This is a genomic window from uncultured Alloprevotella sp. (genome assembly GCF_963536905.1).
Taxonomy (GTDB): domain Bacteria; phylum Bacteroidota; class Bacteroidia; order Bacteroidales; family Bacteroidaceae; genus Alloprevotella.
In genome coordinates this window covers 38,018-57,935 of the sequence record NZ_CAUTBW010000001.1, presented here as the reverse complement: position 1 = coordinate 57,935, position 19,918 = coordinate 38,018, and the positions used below count along the sequence as shown (strand labels likewise).

The window sequence follows — 19,918 nt, the reverse complement described above, 5'->3', positions numbered from 1 at the left end:
GTATGAAACACATTTCATTGATTCTATCCGTAGTGGCAGCCGGTGTGCTGACCCTTACGAGCTGCAAAAGCGAATTCGAACAGCATGTTATGCAGTTTGCACCTATGAAGCCCAACATGGTGGCTTATGCTGACCAAGCATCAGATACCATCCATGTGCTCTCAACAGACGCGTGGAAACTGACAGTCGATAACTCTTGGTTGGCAGTTACTCCCAACGAGATGACACCTAAATACAAAGGTGCACTCTACAATACGTTGCTCAAACTGGCCTTTACTGTGAACACCGACCGCCTTACGCGTCAAACAATTTTCCATGTTCAGGGTGGGCACACCATCAATATGCCCGTGGTTCAAGTGGGCTGGCTCAATATTTCCTCCCCTGCAGCCACCTACAAAGACCTCAACAACGACAAACAGAACGACAGAGCATACTACAAGGTAAACCTCGATGCCAAAACAACGGCTCTGCCTTTCTACTTCACTACTTACGCCAACGGCGCAATGGTGCAAACGAACGCTGCGTGGATTCAAGTGCCCACGGCCGCTCAGACAGCGGGCTACCACCCTCTCTCGCTCACCATCACGCCTAACACAACCAGAGTGGAGCGGGCTGGACAAATCACCCTGACCTCTGCGGGCATCACCGACACTATCGAAGTGGTGCAAGCAGCAGCCAACTAAACCAACATTCTTACGGTATTCTTTGCCGTCTCCCACAGCGCGAACCTTTCTTACCTCCCTTGTGTAAACAAGGTTCGCGCTCTTTTTTATGTTCACCTTAAAAACTCACCTACAATGAAACACACGCTACTTTTGTTTATTCTATCCCTTTCCCTCTCCCTCACGGCACAAAACCGCTGCTTCCGAATCATGGAGTATAACGTCGAAAATCTCTTCGACACTATCCACGCTCCTGGCAAGCAGGATGTGGATTTCACGCCACAAGGGAAATATCGCTGGACAAGCAACTTGTATCACGCCAAATTAGGGAAATTGGCCCGCGCCATTGTTGCCGTGGGTGGCACACTCCCTCCCGACGTCATTGTGCTTTGCGAAGTGGAGAACGACAGCGTTATCCGCGACCTTTGTCGCCACACGTCGCTCTGCCGCTTGGGCTACGAATACATTGTGACCCACAGTGCCGACCGGCGCGGTATCAACGTGGCCGTGCTCTACCAGCCCATGGCTTTCCGCCCTTTTGAAACTGATACACTGCGTATTGCTTACCATCCTGCCACCGAAAAACCCACGCGCGATGTGCTGCGCGTAAGCGGCCGAGTGGCTTCGGGCGACACACTCGATATTATGGCCGTCCACTGGCCCAGTCGGGCGGGCGGACAAGAAAAGACTGAGCCTTACCGCATCCGCACAGCACAACGCATCCGAGCCGCGGCCGACAGTTTGATACAGCACCGTCTGCGCCCCGCTCTCGTTATCACGGGCGATTGCAATGATGAGTTTCACAACCGAAGCCTCAGTGAGGGATTGCGCGCCTTATTGCCCCAACCGCCATTTGCCGATACATCGCTCTACATCCTTTCAGCCAATCTCAAAGGACCCGAAGATATTCGCGGCACTTATAAGTTTCGCGGGGAATGGAACCAACTTGACCAATTTGTAGTGAATGGTGGGCTCTTGCGGGCTGCAGAAGGTCTCCGCACCACGCCTTCCGCTTGTCGGATTGTCCACTTCCCTTTCCTGACCGAACCAGATTCCAGCGGCGGCCTCAAACCTCGCTACACATTTGTAGGTCCTCACTATCACGGCGGTACTTCCGATCATCTCCCCCTCCTGCTCGACCTCTACGAGTGAGGCAACCCACAAGAAAAAAGACCTTCGCAATAAGCAATAGACTAAAAATTCCTAAAACTTTTTACATAAGAATTCTTTATTTATCTTTTCTCTTTCAAAAAGCCGTATTATCTTTGCATCAGTAACACAAAAGCACACAAATGAGCAAAGTAATCATACCTAAAGGTTATAAAGCACTACTCGGACGCAACGACACCGAGCAGGGCATTAAAGAGATAAAAGAATTTTTCCAAACCAACTTAGCTACAGGGCTGAAGCTCCGCCGTGTCACTGGCCCGCTCTTCGTGCAGCGCGGCCTTGGTATCAACGATGATTTGAGCGGTGTGGAGCGTCCCGTCTCCTTCCCTATCAAGGATTTGGGCGACACGCGCGCCGAAGTGGTCCATTCGTTGGCAAAATGGAAGCGACTGATGCTGGCCGACCAACAAGTGCCCGTGGGCTATGGTATATATACCGACATGAATGCTATTCGTGCTGATGAAGAGCTGGATAATCTCCATTCCCTCTACGTTGATCAATGGGACTGGGAACGCTCTATCAGCAGAGAGGACCGCACTATCGACTACCTCAAAAAGACTGTCAAAAACATCTATTATGCCATGCTCCGCACGGAGTTTCTCATCTGCGAACGTTTCCCACAGCTTCGTCCGAGTATGCCGGAAAAGGTACATTTCATCCATGCGGAAGAGCTGCGCCAACGCTTTCCCGACCTGACACCTAAAGAACGCGAAGATCGGATATGCAAGGAATACGGTGCCGTCTTCATCATCGGCATTGGAGGTCCACTGGGCGATGGCAAGCCCCACGATCTGCGCGCCCCCGACTACGACGACTGGACCAGCATCAACGAGGAAGGAACGGCGGGACTGAATGGCGACTTGCTTTTGTGGTACGACACGCTGGGACGCTCCGTAGAAATCAGTTCGATGGGTATTCGTGTTGACAAAGAGGCCCTACTGCGCCAACTCAAAGCCACAGGTAAGGAAGACCGCCTCGGGCTCTATTTCCACCAACGTTTGATGGACGGCACACTACCTCTCTCCATTGGTGGAGGTATTGGGCAATCGCGACTCTGCATGATGTATCTGAAGAAAGCGCATATCGGTGAGATTCAAGCCTCTATCTGGCCCACTGAAATGCGCAAGCAATGTAGCGCCGCAGGCATTCCACTCATTTAACATCACATCGGTTCTCCCCCACAGCGCGGCGAGAACCGATGTTTTTTTTGTTAATTCCAAATAAATCCTTACTTTTGCAATTGTCTTATAGGACTATGGCTTCGTAGCTCAGTTGAATAGAGCAATGGTTTCCGGTACCATGTGTCATGGGTTTGAGTCCCATCGGAGTCACTTCTTTTTATCCGGCAGGAGAGTTGGAACAATGTGTCCTTCTCTCCTGCTTTTGTATAACAAAAAAAATACAAGTATGAAAAGTCTTCTTTCCCTTGCGTTGCTCGCTTTCGTGGTGAACACCAGCAGTTGTTCTATTACGCTGAACACTAACGAGAAAAAACCACAGAAAACAGTTGACAGGACCTTCAATCTGCGAGACTTTCAAAACATCAAGATGGAATCCGTTGCCAACGTCCGCTTCACGCAAGGCAACACCTATAAGGTGACGGCCACGGCCTTTCGCCCTGGTATCGACACCATTTATGTAAAAGAAAACACGCTTTATATCACTACACAGCGAAATTTGAAGAACAACAATTCCCGTTGCACCATTGACGTGACAGCTCCTAGTTTGAAAAGTCTCGAACAAGAAGGCGTGGGCAATTTCACCTGCCAAGCGCTCAACACCAAAGATTTAGATATCAGCCTCGAAGGCGTAGGATCCGCCAGCTTCGGCAATGTTAGTTGCACGAGCCTTGAAGTGGATTGCGAAGGCGTGGGCAGTCTCAGCAACAGTCATTTCACCGTTTCGGGCAATGCTTCGTTCGATTTCTCGGGTGTAGGTTCTGGCACATTCTCTGTGAAGAGCAACAACTGCAAACTGGAGAGCAGCGGCGTGGGTAGTGTCACGGCCACGGTCAATTGCAAGAGCGTTGTGGCTAACTGCAGCGGTATAGGCTCTATCATCTTGAAAGGGAATACCAACAAACTCAATAAAACAAATTCCTCCTTGGGAAAAATCAACACGAAGGGATTAGAAGTGAAGTAAGAATAGAAAAATAAGCCTTTTTCAAAGCTCCCTCCATATCTCCTATGAGTAGCAACGCTCGGTAGCCTCCTATTGGGAGAGCACTGAGCACGCGTATTCACAAGGGATATGGAGGGAATTCTGTAGATAGGCAGTGAGGAAAAATATTCTTATTGCGTCAGCTGACACAATAAGGCTGTCAGCTGACATCTTTATTGCATTTTCAAACGCAATAAGGAAAAAGCAGGGGCAAAACTCCATAACGAAAATCGAGATGATAGAAAGAAAGCAGTAAATCCCACGTGTGGTTTTACTGCTTTCTTTGTATTCGTGAATGCTTCAGGCCTCAATATCTCCAGCGCCAATACTTGCGGAGGCGGAAGAGCATGGGTCGGAAGCGGAGGTGCTTACCAAGAATGATGAGGAGGACGGCAACAAGGATGAGCAGTATGCCCGTGGCCAGACGGAGGGAGAAAGCTTCGCCAAAGAGGAAGATGCCGATGAAGACAGCAGTGACGGGTTCGAGTGCGCCCATGATGGCCGTTGGCGTAGAGCCTATGTCGTGGACGGCAAGGACCATGAGCACGAGGGAGAGCACGGTGGGGAATATCGCCATCCAGAAACCCATGAACCAGTGCCAAGGCGTGTGGAGCATCATCAGATGATTTCCAGGACTAACAAACGACCAAGCCATAATGGCCAACGTGCAGACGAGCAACACATAGAAAGTGAGCTTCACGGACGACATACGCAGCGAACTCTGGTTGACAACGATGATATAGAAGGCGTAAGTGAGCGAGGAGAGCAGAACGAGGGTTACGCCCACCAGACTCAGTGTGGATTGGCCGTCGCCGCGATAGAGCAGCGCTACGCCCACGAGCGATAACAGAATGGAGACGACCGTGGTGGGCGTTACCTTTTCTCGAAAGAAAAGGGCCATGAGCACCGCTACCATAACGGGATAGACAAACAGCAGCGTCGAGGCGATGCCGGCAGCCATGAAATGAAAACTCATATAGAGCGAAAGGGCCGAGACAGCAAAGAGGAGGCCAAGCACAGAGATGATGCAAAACTCTTTCCGAGTGATCCGAAACGATTTTCGCTGCGCAAGGAGCAACGCGCCCAGCAGAAGCGTGGCGATGGAAAAGCGATAGAACAGCACACTGGACGAATTGAAGCCGTCGGCATACAAAACGAGGGCGCCAACGGGATTGGTCCCATAAAAGATGGCAGACAGCACGCCACAGATAGTACCTTTTAGTTTGTTGGTCATAATGATTGTGTAGAAAAAAGGAGGAACTCTTCAGTCCCTCCTTATGGAAAGAATTCCTGCCGACTTCCGCCAGCGGGGATATTATCGGCCTGTTTCCTCCACCATTTCCGAAATGGTTTGCATCATAGAAGTTTTCATAAGTTCTTCAATGCTGAGATGCATACGATAACGCCAATAGTGGTGAGGATTGGAAGGCAAATTGATACGTTCGGCATCGGCATTGGGGTGGCGATGTTCTTCATCCACAGAAAGCCAATCCTGAAGGCTCAAAATACAGAGCATGGAGGGGCAATTGAGATGACGATAAACAATGTCGCGTGCCAACCAGCCCGGCAGCGGATGAGGAGCAATGCCTTCGCGATAGAGCACTGTATTATAATAGGCCTGTGAGCGGTCCATGTCTTCGTCCCACCATTGACGCAATGTGGGCATATCGTGGGTAGAGATAGTGCTCACAGAGCGGTAAGGATTAGCTGGGAGAACGCCGAAACGAACGTTGGGATCTTTTGGCATCGACTGTATTTCAAGACTCAGGATGCGCAACTCTTGGATGACCCACGCCACGCAGGCTGGCACCATTCCGAGGTCTTCTGCACAAACGAGCATCCTTGTGGCATTGACCAATAGAGGCAACTTCTTCATGGCCTCGCCATACCAGAACTGATTATTACGACGATAGTAGTAATCATTATAAAGGCGATTGAATGCAGCTTTGTCGGAATCGTAGAGTGCTTCATAAATGAAGGCGAACTGTACACTAATACGCGGGTGGAACTTGTTGCTATCATTGCGGTCGCGCACAAAGAGCACGTCGCTGATGAGGGCATACAGTCCATCGCGCAAGAGGATATCCTTCTCACTCGTACGACCTTCAAAAGCAGCTTCCACCTTGCGCTGCGTATCATATTCGGGCTTCATCTCCCAAATATCGTCGTGAGCATGATTGAGATAAGTGTCCTTGACCTCTTGTGCATACTCATGGAAAATTCGGTCGAGCACCCAGTCGGCAATGAATGGCTTAGTGAATAATTCTTCTTGGAAGTGGAGACCGTAAGACTCTATCTCTTCTCGCGTCATACCGAGCGAGGGCGCGAACTGTCCGAGCAATCCGTGGACAGAATGGATGGGTATTTCCCAAATGCGGAAGAAACCGAGCACATGATCAATGCGGTAGGCATCAAAATACTTCTGCATATTCTGGAAACGGCGCACCCACCAGCGACAACCATCGGCTATCATAGCATCCCAATTGTAGGTAGGGAAACCCCAGTTCTGTCCGTTAACAGAGAAATCATCAGGTGGAGCACCAGCCTGTCCGTTGAGGTTGAAATAGTTGGGTTCCATCCACACATCGCAGCCGTGGCGGTTCACACCTATGGGGATGTCGCCTTTGAGGATGACGTGTTTCTGTCGAGCATAGTCGTGAGCAGCTTCCATCTGTGTGCTGAGCAGGAATTGTACGTAATAGTAGAACGCCACATTCTTCCATGCTGCAGTATCAGGAGTGGAGAGAGATTTCCTTTCTTTCTCGTCCCACACTTTATGGTCGGGCCATTGAGAGAAGTCGGCCGTTCCATTCTTGTCGCGGAGATAGCAGTACTGCCCATAAGGCACGAGCCACTGCTCCGTTTCTTGGAAAAACGCCTTAAAGGCTTGGCTCTTCATCACCTTATCGCCTTCCTGAGCAAAGAGTTCGTGGAGATATTCCGTCTTGGCTGCATTGACGCGCTCATAGTCGATTTCGGGCAACGCATTCAGCTCTTTGCGCAGCTCCTCAAAGTGGGCAGCGCGCTTCTTATCCTTGAGTGCGGGCAGCTGGGTGAGATCGACATACTGCGGATGGAGAGCAAAGATGCTGATACAGCTATAAGGATAAGAATCGGTCCAACGGTGCGAGATGGTAGTGTCGTTGATGGGCAACACCTGTAGTACGCGTTGACGCGTGGCACTTACGAAATCTATCATCTTGCGCAAATCGCCGAAATCTCCCACACCGAAACTGCTCTGAGAACGCAAGGAGAAAACGGGAATGAGCGTTCCTGCCATGCGATGGTTCGGGATGGGGAAGAAAGCCTGGTCTAATTCATAGACTACCACCTCTCCTTTGGCCAACTTAGGGAGCATGATGACACGATTCTCTCTCGTTTCCCAAAATCGGACTGACGTGTGCCCTTCTTTGGTTGTCTGTGCCAAAAACTTAAATTCTATTTTTCCATTTGCACACTTATCGGCATCGAGGTCTAAGATCCACTCGTTGTAGTTGTGCTCTGTCATGGGCAGCACCTTATCCTCTTGCCAATCTCCCAGCAAGGGCGTAGCTCCCGATAAGGCTAAATGCTCATCGGAACGCAACTGCGGCGCACGCACCTTGAGGCGCACCGTGTGGGCATAATTGTCACGCTCCACAGCTGCTTTCTCGCGGCGATTTACACATTCGGTGAAAGCCGAACTATAAAGATAGGAATCCTCTGGAATATCCATCCAACGGTCGTAAACGTGATAACATTTGGCGTTTGCTACTGAAAGTTCGAGGCGGTGCGTTTCGGCCGTCCATTCCACGGCACGGAGCCCGCCAGCTGTCTCAACACTGTAGAAATAGTTCAGCACTGCGCCCTCACCTTTTAGTTTCAACTGTGCCTCCCAATGTAGGCCATCGAGCGTGTGCATGATATATTTTTTGTTGTCGCCAACAACGTTCACATAGAGCTCTTCTCCATAGGACGTTTTATACTCTAAATGAAAAAATACTTCCATATATTTAATGTGCTTATATTATTCGATGTAGTTATATTAAAAGGATGATGAGCTATTTCTCTCCTCGAATGAAAGAAACAGATAATGCTCCGAGACAGAGGAAGATGCTGGCTACATACATCATGTTGCTCTGATGAGAACCAACAAGCGTCAGTAAATAGCCACTTATGGCCGCGGCAACAATCTGCGGCACACAGATGGTTCCATTAAAGAGCCCGAGGTATGCTCCCATGTGGCCGTAACCTTGCAGGGCATTGGTGACAAACGTGAACGGCATGGCGAGCATGGCAGCCCAGCCGGCACCAATCAGGAGGAACGGAACGAAGAGCAGATACTGGTCGTGGATGAACGGCACCATACCAAAACCTATTCCGGCAACGAGCAAACTGATGGCATAAGCCACTTTCGTGTTGCGGAAGCGGGGCAAGACAAGTGCCCAAGCCACACTTCCCATGGCTTGAACGGCAAAGAGAATGCCCACCCAGTTTCCAGCTTCTTGGTAAGCATGCGTACTGGTATCCGTCGTATTCCAAACTGTTTCGGAGATTGCACCTGGCGTATAATTCCACATATAAAGGAAACCAGCCCAACAAAAAAACTGAACAAGGCCTACTTTCCAAAACGTGGCAGGAGCATTCTTTAAGAGCGTCAGCCAGTCGGCCTTTTCCTCTTTCACTTCCTCCTTGGCTTCGTTATACGCTGCATACTCAGCAGGTGTCCATTCCTTGACCTTCAAAACCGTGTAAACAACACAGAGAATCAAGATAGCTGCACCTACATAGAACGACCAAATGACTGTATCAGGCACAACGCCCTTGGGAGCTTGGTTCTTCAGTCCTATCCATGCAAAAACGTAAGGAAAGACAAAACCTACCACATTGCCGGCATTACAAAGAAAACTTTGGATGGAATAGGCTCTGGCTTTTTGTTTCTCGTTCACCATGTCGCCTACCAACATCTTGAAAGGTTGCATAGCCATATTGATGGACGTATCAAGGAGCATCAATGCTATCAAGCCGAAAATCATCGCTCCACCAATAGTGAGGCCGAACGAACCCGCATTGGGCAACAAACACATCACGGTTACGGCAAAAGCAGCGCCTACGAAGAGATAGGGAATGCGGCGGCCGAAACGCGTCCACGTTTTGTCGCTCAGCGTACCAATGATGGGCTGAACAAGAAGTCCCATCAGCGGAGGCAGAATCCAAAAATACCCCAAACTATGCGGGTCTGCTCCCAGTGTAGCAAAGATTCGTGAGATATTAGCCCCTTGTAGGGCATAAGCAATCTGTACGCCGAAGAATCCAAAACTAAGATTCCAGAGCTTCCAAAAGTTTAGATTAGGTTTTTGTTTCATATAAAAAAGAGTTTAGTTAGTTATCCTGAAAACATAACGAGGAACTATCAGCAGAGAACCGCCGTGGCATAGTTCTCTACTCATAGCTCCTCGGTATCACGTTGCGGAGATTCTGAAAATCAATACTCCACTTTGTCGCTTTTTTCCTTCCATGCTTCAAAAGTTTTGAGAGCTTCGGAACGCAGCATATTCTCCGACTTCAAACGACGCTCGGAGGCTTCAAGATCGAGTTCCTTATAAATAAAAGAATCGTCGAAACCAGCATCCGCCGCATCGTCCTTATTGCAGGCATAATACATACGGTCGAGATGTGCCCAATAAATAGCTCCTAAGCACATGGGACACGGCTCGCAACTCGTGTAGATGTCGCAGCCACTAAGGTCGAACGTGCCCAACTTTTGTCCAGCAGCGCGGATAGCACTCACTTCGGCATGCGCCGTAGGGTCGTTGTTCGCCGTAACGCGATTGACCCCTGTAGCAATAATCTCACCGTTCTTTACAATAACAGCTCCAAATGGGCCGCCACCGTTTTTAACATTTTCATCAGAGAGGCGTATCGCTTCTCGCATGAAGTCTATCGTTTCCATTATTAAAAATCAAGACGTTTGTAGGCAAAAGTAAGAAATAATTTCTATTTTTGCAAAAAGCATATAAATAAACGTCAAAATATGGATATTGTTCAAAGATTTCTTGAATATACGACATTCGACACACAATCTGCCGAAGACACGGGTAAGACGCCGAGTACGGACAAACAACTTGTCTTTGCGCGCTTCCTGCGCGACCAGCTCGAGGAGATTGGTTTGGAAGACATAGAACTGACAGACGAAGGCTATCTCTATGCCACACTCCCAGCCAATACTAAGAAGGACGCCCCCGTGGTAGGTTTCATTGCCCACATGGACACCAGTCCCGATGCCTCGGGAGCTAATATCAAACCGCATATTGTTAAGAACTACGACGGTGGAGATATTGAGTTGGAAAAGGGAGGTCTTGTTACAAGTCCTAAAGTTTTCCCCGAACTTCGCCAACATATCGGTGAGGACCTCATTGTGACCGATGGTCACACCCTGCTGGGTGCTGACGACAAGGCAGGTATCGCCGAAATTGTCCAGGCGATGGTTTATCTCAAAGAACATCCCGAAATCGAGCACGGCAAAATTCGCGTGGGCTTCAATCCTGACGAAGAAATTGGCTTAGGTGCTCATAAGTTCGACGTTGAAAAATTTGGCTGCGAATGGGCCTACACGATGGACGGCGGCGACATTGGCGAATTGGAATTTGAGAATTTCAACGCAGCTGCAGCGAAAGTAGAAATCAAAGGCGTTAGCGTACACACAGGCTATGCTAAGAACAAAATGGTCAATGCAACGCGCGTTGCCGTAGAGTTCATGAACCTCCTTCCGCAGGACGAAATCCCCGAGCTCACAGAGGGCTACGAAGGTTTCTTCCATTGCCTCGGCATTGAGTCCGCTTGTGAGAATGCCGCGATGAGTTTTATCATTCGCGACCACGATGCTTCAAAATTCGAAGCCCGCAAACGCACCATTAAGGAAGTGGCAGCGCAGCTCAACGAGAAGTATGGCGAAGGCACTGTCAGTATCCACATCCACGACCAATACAAGAACATGAAGGAGATGATAGACCCCGTCTACCACGTAGTGGACATAGCCATCAAGGCCATGGAGGAAGCGGGCGTCAGTCCTCGCATCCAAGCCATCCGAGGCGGAACAGATGGTGCGCAGCTCTCCTTCCGCGGGCTGCCCTGTCCGAACATCTTCGCCGGTGGGCTCGACTTCCACGGTCCTCACGAGTTCCTCCCCATCCGCAACCTTGAAAAAGCGATGGAAGTAGTAGTGAACATCTGCCGCATCGTGGGCAACTTCAACGAATAAGAAACTTTTCCTCATAGAGCCTCAACCTTTGCTAACAAACAGTTGAGGCTCGTTTTTTATTTTCCTATGTCTGAACTTCCACAACTCGTATCCGACTTAGCACTCATTCTGATTGTAGCCGGAATTACCACCCTTCTTTTTAAGCGCCTCAAGCAGCCTCTCATCCTGGGCTATATCCTGGCCGGCTTTCTCACAGGCCCTCACATGACTTGGGTACCCACCGTGTCCGACACAAGCAGTATCGACACATGGTCGAGTATCGGAGTCATCTTCATCATGTTCACCCTCGGCCTTGAGTTCTCTTTCAAGAAAATTGTGAAGATGGGACTCCGCCCTATCATAGCGGCAGTGAGTGTCATCACGTTTATGATCACGATAGGCTCCCTTGTGGGGCGCAGCTTCGGGTGGAGCCACATGAACAGCCTTTTCTTAGGCGGCATGCTGGCTATGTCGTCCACAACGATCATCTACAAAGCCCTCGACGAATTAGGCTTGCGGCAAAAGAAGTTTGCCAACGTCGTGCTGGGCGTACTCATTTTGGAGGACATCTTGGGCATCTTGCTCATGGTGATACTCTCGGCAATGGCCGTCAGCAGCCAGTTTGAAGGCACAGAACTCTTACAAAGTTTCTTGAAGCTCGGCTTCTTCCTCGTGCTTTGGTTTGTGGTGGGCATCTTTATTGTTCCACTCGTTTTGCGGCGCAACTCCAAGTGGATTGGTAAGGAAACGCTACTCATCGTAAGCGTGGGCCTATGTTTCCTCCTTGTAGTTCTCGCCACCAAAGCCGGCTACTCTTCGGCCTTTGGTGCGTTTATGATGGGTAGTATCTTGGCCGAAACCATCGAGGCAGAAAGCATTGAGCGCGTAGTAGCCCCCGTCAAAGATCTCTTTGGTGCCATTTTCTTTGTCAGCGTGGGTATGTTGGTAGATCCCTCTATTCTTGTAGCCTACTGGCAACCCATCGTGGTCATCGTATTGGCCATCATCATCGGGCAAGCTCTCTTTGGCTCGCTGAGCTTCCTCATCTCTGGCCACACGCTCAAAGTGAGCATGCAATGCGGTTTTTCGCTCACCCAAATAGGTGAGTTTTCATTCATCCTTGCTGGCCTTGGCGTCAGCTTAGGCGTGACGAGCAAATTCCTCTACCCCGTGGTGGTAGCAGTGAGTATCATCACCACTTTCACTACCCCCTACCTCATCAAGTTGGCCGAACCCGCTTACGGCTTCGTACAGCGACTTTTGCCCCAAACCGTCACCCGCCGATTGGAGCAGCGAGGCGCAGCATTAGAAAAGCAAAAATCTGCACACCCCTGGAAGAATATGCTGACCAGTCAGCTCATCATCACGGGAGCATACCTCGTATTGTCGGCCGCCTTTGTGACCATATCATTCTCCACAGTACTCCCGCTCTCTCGCGGTATCTTTGGCCACTGGGCGGGCAACATCCTGAGCGGCATCATTACTTATGTGGGTGTGAGCATTTTCCTACGCCCCATCGTGACGAAGAAATACTTTTCTCCACAGGTGGAAGAATGGCGCGAGGAACACTCCACGCTCAACCTCATACTTTTCAACATCACGGTGCTTATACGCTTTGCCATTGCCACTGCTGGCGTTTTCTATATCATCGAATTTCTCTGTCCGCTACAGTGGTATTGGAACGTTCTGATTGCTATCTTCCTCACACTCAGTTTTGTGCTGGAGAAATTTGCCGTCCACAATCATTTCGCGCTGTGGGTGAAACTCATTTCCATCCGCTTGGAGCGCACCTTCACCACCAATCTGCGTTCGCGTGAGATATATGCAGCAGCTCGCCGACCAGGCTATGCCAACACGTTGCAAAAGCATGACGTCCACCTCTCCGAACTGGCCCTGCCGGAAGACTCTTGTTGGGGTGGGAAAACACTGCGTGAACTCCAACTGGGGCATCGCGACAGTGTACACGTTGCAGCCATCATCCGCGGCAACAATCGCATCAACATCCCCGATGGTGAAACCATGCTCTTCCCTTGTGATCGCATCGAAGTGATAGGTGATGATGAGAGCCTACAAAATTTGTCGAAACGAATGAATAGTGAGATAGCAGAAGCCACGCCCAACGATCAGAAGCATCATCTCGATATCGATCATTTCACCATTCACACGGGTTCTCCGCTTTGCGGCAAAGACCTCTTCGAGGCCAATATCCGCACGGACTTCCAATGTTTGGTTGTAGGGTTCGATAATGACGACGAAACGAGTAATGCCATCGATGTGCCTTCGGCCGATCGTGTCATCCATGCAGGCGACACCATTTGGCTGGTGGGCGAAAGCAAGGACTTGAAACGGCTCCGTCAATACAGTCTCCCGAAAAAAGAAAATCAGGAATAAGAGCAAAAGAGTGTCGGACCAGTCCGACCAGTCTGACCTGTCCGACACACTTCAAGCCAGCAGGCACTGACTCAAAAATACAATAAGGCTGTTGGCCTACGCCTTTATTGTGTCAGCCGACAGAATAAGGAAGCCAGCTGACACAATAAGGATATTTTTTACAACCATCCCCCAAACGCGGTATAGCGGGTCTGAAAAATCGCTCGTAACTTTGCTTTTTCAAAACATAACAACTATGACATTAAAAGAACTCAATATAGGTCAGACCGGACGGGTGACAGCCGTGGGAGGAAAGGGTGCACTGCGTCAGCACTTCCTCGACATGGGCGTTATTCCAGGCATCGATGTAAAATTGGTGAAATATGCGCCAATGGGCGACCCGATGCAGCTGCTCGTGCATGGCTACGAGCTAACGCTCCGACTGGCAGATGCTGAGAAAATCGATATAGAGCTGCAAGAAAATCCCGAACCACAGAAGAGCCAACATAACTTCAGTGTCAGCTACGGCCATGAAGAGCCTCACCCCGGTTATGGTGAAATGAACCCGATAGAAGGTCACACGGGTGAGCATAAACACATCGTCAATGAGAAACTGACCTTTGCGCTTTTGGGCAATCAAAACAGCGGAAAAACTACGCTCTTCAACCAACTGACGGGCGCCAATCAGCATGTGGGCAACTTCCCCGGCGTGACAGTAGACCAGAAAACGGGAATTATCAAAGGCCATCCCGAAGCCACCGTAACCGACCTGCCCGGCATCTACTCCCTGTCGCCTTACAGCAATGAGGAAATTGTCAGCAGAGAGTTTATTTTCAACGTCCACCCTACTTGCATCATCAACATCGTGGATGCTTCCAACATTGAGCGCAACCTCTACTTGACGATGCAGATTCTGGAACTGGGCATCCCCACTGTCTTGGCTCTCAACATGATGGACGAGGTGCGCAACAACGGCGGAACGATTCTCGTCAATGAGTTGGAAAGCCGGCTGGGTATCCCCGTTATCCCCATTTCAGCACTGAAAAACGAAGGTGTGGCAGAACTCGTGGAACACGCCATTCATGTGGCGAAATACAATGAAGGTCCTGCTCGGAAGGACTTCTGCGGCGCCCACGAACACGGAGGAGCGGTGCATCGCGCCATTCACGCCATGACCCATCTCATCTACGACCACGCCGAGAAGGCACAAATCCCAGCACGCTTCGCCGCCACGAAACTCCTCGAAGGCGATGCGCTCGTGAACAAAGCCCTGCAACTGGAGGAAAACGAGGAGGAAATGATGGAACACATACGCGAACAAATGGAGGAAGAGCGCGGACTCGATGCCGCTGCCGCTATTGCCGATATGCGCTACAGCTTCATTCTGTCAGCGTGTGCCGACACGGTGGTGAAACCGCAGGAGAGCAAGGAACACGCTCGCAGCCGGCGCATCGACACGATACTCACGGGGCGTTGGACAGCCTTTCCAGCCTTTCTCCTCATTATGGCGGGTATCTTCTACATTACTTTCGACCTCCTCGGCACTACACTTCAGGATTGGCTGCAAGAGGGCGTCGACTGGTTCACCGAAGTGAGCGATCAAGCCCTTACTTCTTGGAACGTCTCCCCCATTCTCCACGATTTGATTATCAAAGGTGTCTACACGGGTGTGGGCACTGTTGTTAGTTTCTTACCCATCATCATCATTCTTTTCTTCTTCCTTTCCATGCTGGAGGACAGCGGCTATATGGCACGTATAGCCTTCGTCATGGACAAGAGTATGAGAAAGCTCGGCTTGTCGGGTCGAAGCATCGTTCCCCTACTCATGGGCTTCGGTTGCTCCGTTCCGAGCGTGATGGCAACCCGCACGCTGCCCTCCGAACGCGACCGCCGCATGACGGTGATGCTGACGCCATTCATGAGCTGCACTGCCAAGCTCCCCATCTATGGTTTCTTCATCGCGGCCTTCTTCCCCCACGACGGCGGCCTTATCATGACAGGGCTTTACCTGCTGTCGATTTTTGTGGGCATTATCGTGGCACTCATCATGAAGAAGATAGCATTCCGCGGCGAGGCTGTGCCTTTCGTTATGGAGCTTCCCAACTACCGTTTGCCTGGTGCGCAGAGCGTTTTGCGTCTCATCTGGGACAAGACGAAGGACTTCATCCAGCGTGCCTTTAGCATCATCCTCGTGGCAACGATTCTGATATGGTTTCTCCAGTCGTTCGACTTCGGTCTGAACGCTGTGACCGACTCAGAACAAAGTATGCTGGCACACATCGCCAATCTGATAGCCCCCATCTTTAGTCCGTTGGGCTTCGGCAACTGGAAGTTTGTTTCTTCTCTCATTGCCGGCTTCATGGCAAAGGAGAGCGTGGTGGCCACCATGACGGTGCTCTTTGGCAACACAGCAGGATTCCACGCCGCACTGGCTTTCCCCGCGGCCATCTCCCTGCTCGTCTTCTCTTTGCTCTACACGCCGTGTGTGGCAACAATCGCCACCGTGAAGCAAGAAATGGGGCGCAACTACGCCATTGGTCTTGTGTTCTGGCAAACGGCTATCGCTTGGCTGTGCGCCCTCATTGCCTACGGCCTTGCCCATCTCATTTTCTAAAACATTCATCGTATGAATCTACAAAGTATTCTCTTACTACTGCTCATCGTGGCTATCGTGGTGGGTGTGCTTGCAAAAAAGATTTTTGAGCATCGGCACAACAAAAAGAAATGTGAAACGTGTCAGGCTCAAGGCTGTGCGCTCAAAGAGCTCCTCAATAAGGAGTGAGGGCCACAAAGAAAAAGACACCGCTCCACAAGGAGTTGGAAGAAACTCTTAGGCATTTCACACAAATCAGTATAACAAACTATGTCCGCAACCTCTCTTAGTGAGTGCTGCGGACTTTTTCTTTGCGTGCATATTAGTGGCAGCAAGCAATATCCCACACAGCATCATTTACTTTCCACAGAAAAAAGCAAATAGATGATTCTTCTATGTAGTTCGCTCAAACAAGAAAAAGTAAAGACAAAAGAGGATAGAAAACGCAAAAGTCCACTTTCCTAACTAAATATTCCCATTTTGTTAGGCATTATTCATAGTATTTAATATATTTGCCGCAAATTTTTCCATTTATAACTCAAAAATCATTTTGTTATGAGGAGTACTATAGTAGCAATGATGATGTTTCCACTGGCTATGTGCGCGCAAAACGTTACGTTGCCTTGGACACAGACATTCGAAGAGGAATCCGCCTTCGAACGCTTCACAGTGCTTGACGCAAACACAGACGATCAAGCCTTCAAGTTTAATCTCATTTCTCAGGCAGCTTCTTGTTCGCGCACGATACAGGCCGACGACTGGTTGTTCAGTCCTAAGGTAGCGCTCAAAGCTGGCAAGACCTATTCTCTGGCCTTTGTTGTCAGCGGAGAGTCGCAGAATGCAAAGGAAACCTACGAAGTGAAAATTGGTCAAGGCACTACGGTGGACGATATGACCAAGACACTCATAGAGGAAAAGGAAGCACCAGAAGATTATGTTGAGAAAGCCACAGTGAAGACCACTTTCTCCGTTGCTGCCGATGGCGAATACAACATTGGTTGGCACTTCAACACCGCTTTCCAGTTCAACGAAGGTGCACTATATATATATAGTATAGAACTCAAGGAGGAACTTGCAGCAGGAGCTCCTACTGCCGTAACGAACGCAACGGTTACGCCCGCTGCCAACGGTGGCAACTCAGCCGTTATCAACTTCACCGCGCCCAGCACCGACCAGTCGGGTGGCGTTCTCGCCAGCCTAACGAAGATTGACGTTTATCGTGGCGACCAACTCGTTCATACTTTTGAAAATCCGCTACCAGGTAGCGCTCTGAGCTATACTGACACCAATGTGCCCAATGGGACAACGACTTACAAACTCGTACCCTCCAACGCACAAGGTCAGGGTTCAGAAGTGAGCGTGAGCGCATTTGTGGGCGTTGATACGCCTGCTGCCGTTGCCAAGCTCAATCTGACTTACGCCAATGGTAAGGCGCAACTCGCTTGGGATAAGGTGACGACTGGCGCCAATGGTGCTTATGTGAATCCCGCAAGCGTCACCTACACACTGAAGCGTGGAAAATCCACCGAGCTTGCCTCCGCATTAACGGCTAACACCTATGAGGACACCCCCACAGTGCCAGAACAGCAGGAATTGCTCTACTACAGCATCACGCCGAAAAATGAAGCCGGTGAAGGCAAGGTAACATACTCCAAGATGGTGGTAACGGGTAAACCCTACACACTGCCAATGTTTGAATCCTTCAAGAATGGTAAGATGTCCAACTTCTGGTTGGTTGACTACAACAAGCGTGTTCGTTGGACTCCGCTGAGCGACGAAGGCAGTTTCGCACAAGACGCAGACCGCGGCTTTATCGCCTTCACGCCGATGTTCGATGGAGAATGGTCGCGCCTTGAGAGCGGTTTGATTGATCTTGGCACTGCCAAAGAACCGATGCTGACATTCTACTACAAGACTCACACACAAGCTGAGGACACATTGGTTGTATCGGTTTCCAAGGACTATGCAGCTCTTGATACCATTAAGGCCATCCCGATGCAGACCACTGCAACACGTCAGTGGATAAAGGTGGAATTGCCTTTGAAGCAATTCGTGGGTAGCAAATTCATCCAGTTGGCTTTCGACTATAAGGGACAGAGCAATGCAAGCAATATCTACCTCGACAACATCAGTTTAGTGGACCGTCAGGACAATGACCTCAAGGCCGAACTCACTGAAGCTCCTGCTCATCTGCGCGTGGACTACCCCGCATCTGTCGTTGTGAGCGTGACCAATATCGGTGCTAATGCTGCCAACGACTACGACGTGGTGCTCTACAACGGCGACAAGCGTTTGGCAAGTATGAAGGGTGCAGCCGTTGCACAAGGCAACAAAGTGGCAAATACGCTGACGTTCACTCCGCAACGCGACTTAGGCGATGTTGCCAACCTCTACGCAAAGGTGGAATTTGCTGCCGATCAAGATTTGACGGACAACACGACCGACACGGTGAGTGTGAATGTGAAATATCCTTCCTACCCCGCAGCAAAACAATTGCAAGCTGTTGCTGGCACTAACAACAAACTGACATGGGGAACTCCCAACGCTCCGCGCACACAGGACGAACCTGTCACTGAAAGCTTCGAAGACTACGCTGACTTTAGTTCTCAGAACATTGGCGACTGGTCGCTCTACGACGTAGACAACCACACCGTTTACGGCTTCAACGAATCCAGTTTCCCAGGTATGGGCGACCGCCAAGCATGGACAGTGTTCAACTACTCCGCAACAACTCCTGCCAGCGGTCCAGGTTGGAAGGGCCACAGCGGCAACAAGTTGCTCATTTCCTTCGGTGCTCCTCGCGCCGTGACGCAGAACTGGCTCGTTTCTCCCGAACTTCCCGGTAAGGCTCAGACCATCTCTCTCTGGGAAAAGGCATACAAGGGCGACAACAACGAGACTTACAGCGTGTACTACTCCACTACGGGTTTCAACCGCGCCGACTTCCAGCTGATTACTGACGCTCATGTGGTTCCGACAGACTGGGCTAAGGCTGAATACAACTTGCCCGAGGGTGCTAAATACTTTGCTATCGTGGCATCCAGCAAAGATGGTTTTGCCACACTCATTGACGACATCACCTTCTTGCCCGACTCTTCAGCAGCACAACAGCTGACGCTCGTGGGCTACAACATCTATCGCGATGGCGTTAAGGTGAACAGCACACCGGTTCAAGGCAATCAGTTCACAGACACTGTGGGTGGTGGCCAATACACCTACACCGTAACAGCCGTCTACGACAAGGGCGAATCTCGCTTCTCCAACGCTGCCAAAGCTGAAGTTGCTTCGGGCATCGAAACCGCTGAAACGGCAACAGCTGCCGAAGCAAACGCTCCGCGCTATGACCTCTCTGGCCGCCGCGTTGGCAAGACCTTCAAGGGTCTCTACATCAGCAACGGCAAGAAGCTCATCAGCAAATAATAGATTCATATCTACTTCTTAATACTCCAACAGCTGCACGATGACAACACCGTGCAGCTGTTTTCTTTTTCCCCTCGGTCAGCCACCTGTTCCATACACTGAAAAAATAGAACAAGGATGCTGGCAGAGAGAATAAGACTGTCGGCCCACGCCCTTAATGTGTCGGCTGGCAGTCTTTTTCTGTTTTCTCACCTCCTCCCCATCAGGAAGCAGAGGAGAAACAAGGTGGGCAACATGACTTTACCTACATTTTCCCCTTCTTTTCTCCCCATTTTCTCCCCTTTCTAATGAGCCAAGAGGAGCAGAGGAAAGCACACAAAAGAA

General features: G+C 50.2%; 13 protein-coding genes and 1 tRNA gene. 10 read left to right on the top strand and 4 right to left on the bottom strand.

Annotation, left to right across the window (positions count from 1 at the left end; translation table 11 throughout):
* Positions 1-2 precede the first annotated feature (2 nt).
* From ABLA33_RS00200 to ABLA33_RS00180, 5 genes are all read left to right on the top strand, one after another.
* Positions 3-683 carry a BACON domain-containing protein gene (locus ABLA33_RS00200; RefSeq protein ID WP_347718760.1) on the top strand — a complete coding sequence of 227 codons (681 nt, stop codon included), beginning with the start codon at positions 3-5 and terminating at the stop codon, positions 681-683.
* Between the two features lie 114 nt (positions 684-797).
* A complete protein-coding gene (locus ABLA33_RS00195; RefSeq protein WP_347718759.1) occupies positions 798-1,814 on the top strand; it encodes an endonuclease/exonuclease/phosphatase family protein in 1,017 nt (338 codons plus the stop codon).
* Between the two features lie 140 nt (positions 1,815-1,954).
* The gene (gene asnA / locus ABLA33_RS00190) at positions 1,955-2,992 is read left to right on the top strand and encodes an aspartate--ammonia ligase (RefSeq protein WP_347718758.1); all 1,038 of its coding nucleotides are present in this window, start codon (positions 1,955-1,957) and stop codon (positions 2,990-2,992) included.
* A 97-nt stretch (positions 2,993-3,089) separates the two neighbouring features.
* Positions 3,090-3,163 (top strand) — tRNA-Arg (locus ABLA33_RS00185).
* Between the two features lie 76 nt (positions 3,164-3,239).
* Positions 3,240-3,974, top strand: a complete 735-nt coding sequence (locus ABLA33_RS00180; protein ID WP_347718757.1) for a DUF2807 domain-containing protein — start codon at positions 3,240-3,242, stop codon at positions 3,972-3,974.
* A 325-nt stretch (positions 3,975-4,299) separates the two neighbouring features.
* On the opposite strand, the gene ABLA33_RS00175 is transcribed toward ABLA33_RS00180, so the two are convergent.
* From ABLA33_RS00175 to ABLA33_RS00160, 4 genes are all read right to left on the bottom strand, one after another.
* Positions 4,300-5,226 carry a DMT family transporter gene (locus ABLA33_RS00175; RefSeq protein WP_347718756.1) on the bottom strand — a complete coding sequence of 309 codons (927 nt, stop codon included), beginning with the start codon at positions 5,224-5,226 and terminating at the stop codon, positions 4,300-4,302.
* An 81-nt stretch (positions 5,227-5,307) separates the two neighbouring features.
* Entirely contained in the window at positions 5,308-7,980 is a 2,673-nt protein-coding gene (locus ABLA33_RS00170) for a 4-alpha-glucanotransferase (protein WP_347718755.1), read from the bottom strand.
* A 52-nt stretch (positions 7,981-8,032) separates the two neighbouring features.
* Positions 8,033-9,337, bottom strand: a complete 1,305-nt coding sequence (locus ABLA33_RS00165; RefSeq protein ID WP_347718754.1) for an MFS transporter — start codon at positions 9,335-9,337, stop codon at positions 8,033-8,035.
* A 119-nt stretch (positions 9,338-9,456) separates the two neighbouring features.
* Positions 9,457-9,924 carry a nucleoside deaminase gene (locus ABLA33_RS00160; protein WP_347718753.1) on the bottom strand — a complete coding sequence of 156 codons (468 nt, stop codon included), beginning with the start codon at positions 9,922-9,924 and terminating at the stop codon, positions 9,457-9,459.
* A gap of 81 nt (positions 9,925-10,005) precedes the next feature.
* Between ABLA33_RS00160 and pepT the strand changes: the two genes are divergently transcribed.
* The 5 genes from pepT to ABLA33_RS00135 all read left to right on the top strand — a co-directional run bounded on the left by pepT (position 10,006) and on the right by ABLA33_RS00135 (position 19,594).
* A complete protein-coding gene (pepT, locus tag ABLA33_RS00155; protein WP_311489602.1) occupies positions 10,006-11,232 on the top strand; it encodes a peptidase T in 1,227 nt (408 codons plus the stop codon).
* Between the two features lie 66 nt (positions 11,233-11,298).
* Positions 11,299-13,602, top strand: a complete 2,304-nt coding sequence (locus ABLA33_RS00150; RefSeq protein WP_311489601.1) for a cation:proton antiporter — start codon at positions 11,299-11,301, stop codon at positions 13,600-13,602.
* Positions 13,603-13,837: 235 nt separating this feature from the next.
* A complete protein-coding gene (gene feoB / locus ABLA33_RS00145; RefSeq protein ID WP_311489600.1) occupies positions 13,838-16,195 on the top strand; it encodes a ferrous iron transport protein B in 2,358 nt (785 codons plus the stop codon).
* A gap of 12 nt (positions 16,196-16,207) precedes the next feature.
* Entirely contained in the window at positions 16,208-16,363 is a 156-nt protein-coding gene (locus tag ABLA33_RS00140) for a hypothetical protein (protein WP_311489599.1), read from the top strand.
* A gap of 366 nt (positions 16,364-16,729) precedes the next feature.
* Positions 16,730-19,594 carry a choice-of-anchor J domain-containing protein gene (locus tag ABLA33_RS00135; RefSeq protein ID WP_347718752.1) on the top strand — a complete coding sequence of 955 codons (2,865 nt, stop codon included), beginning with the start codon at positions 16,730-16,732 and terminating at the stop codon, positions 19,592-19,594.
* The last annotated feature ends 324 nt before the right edge of the window (positions 19,595-19,918 follow it).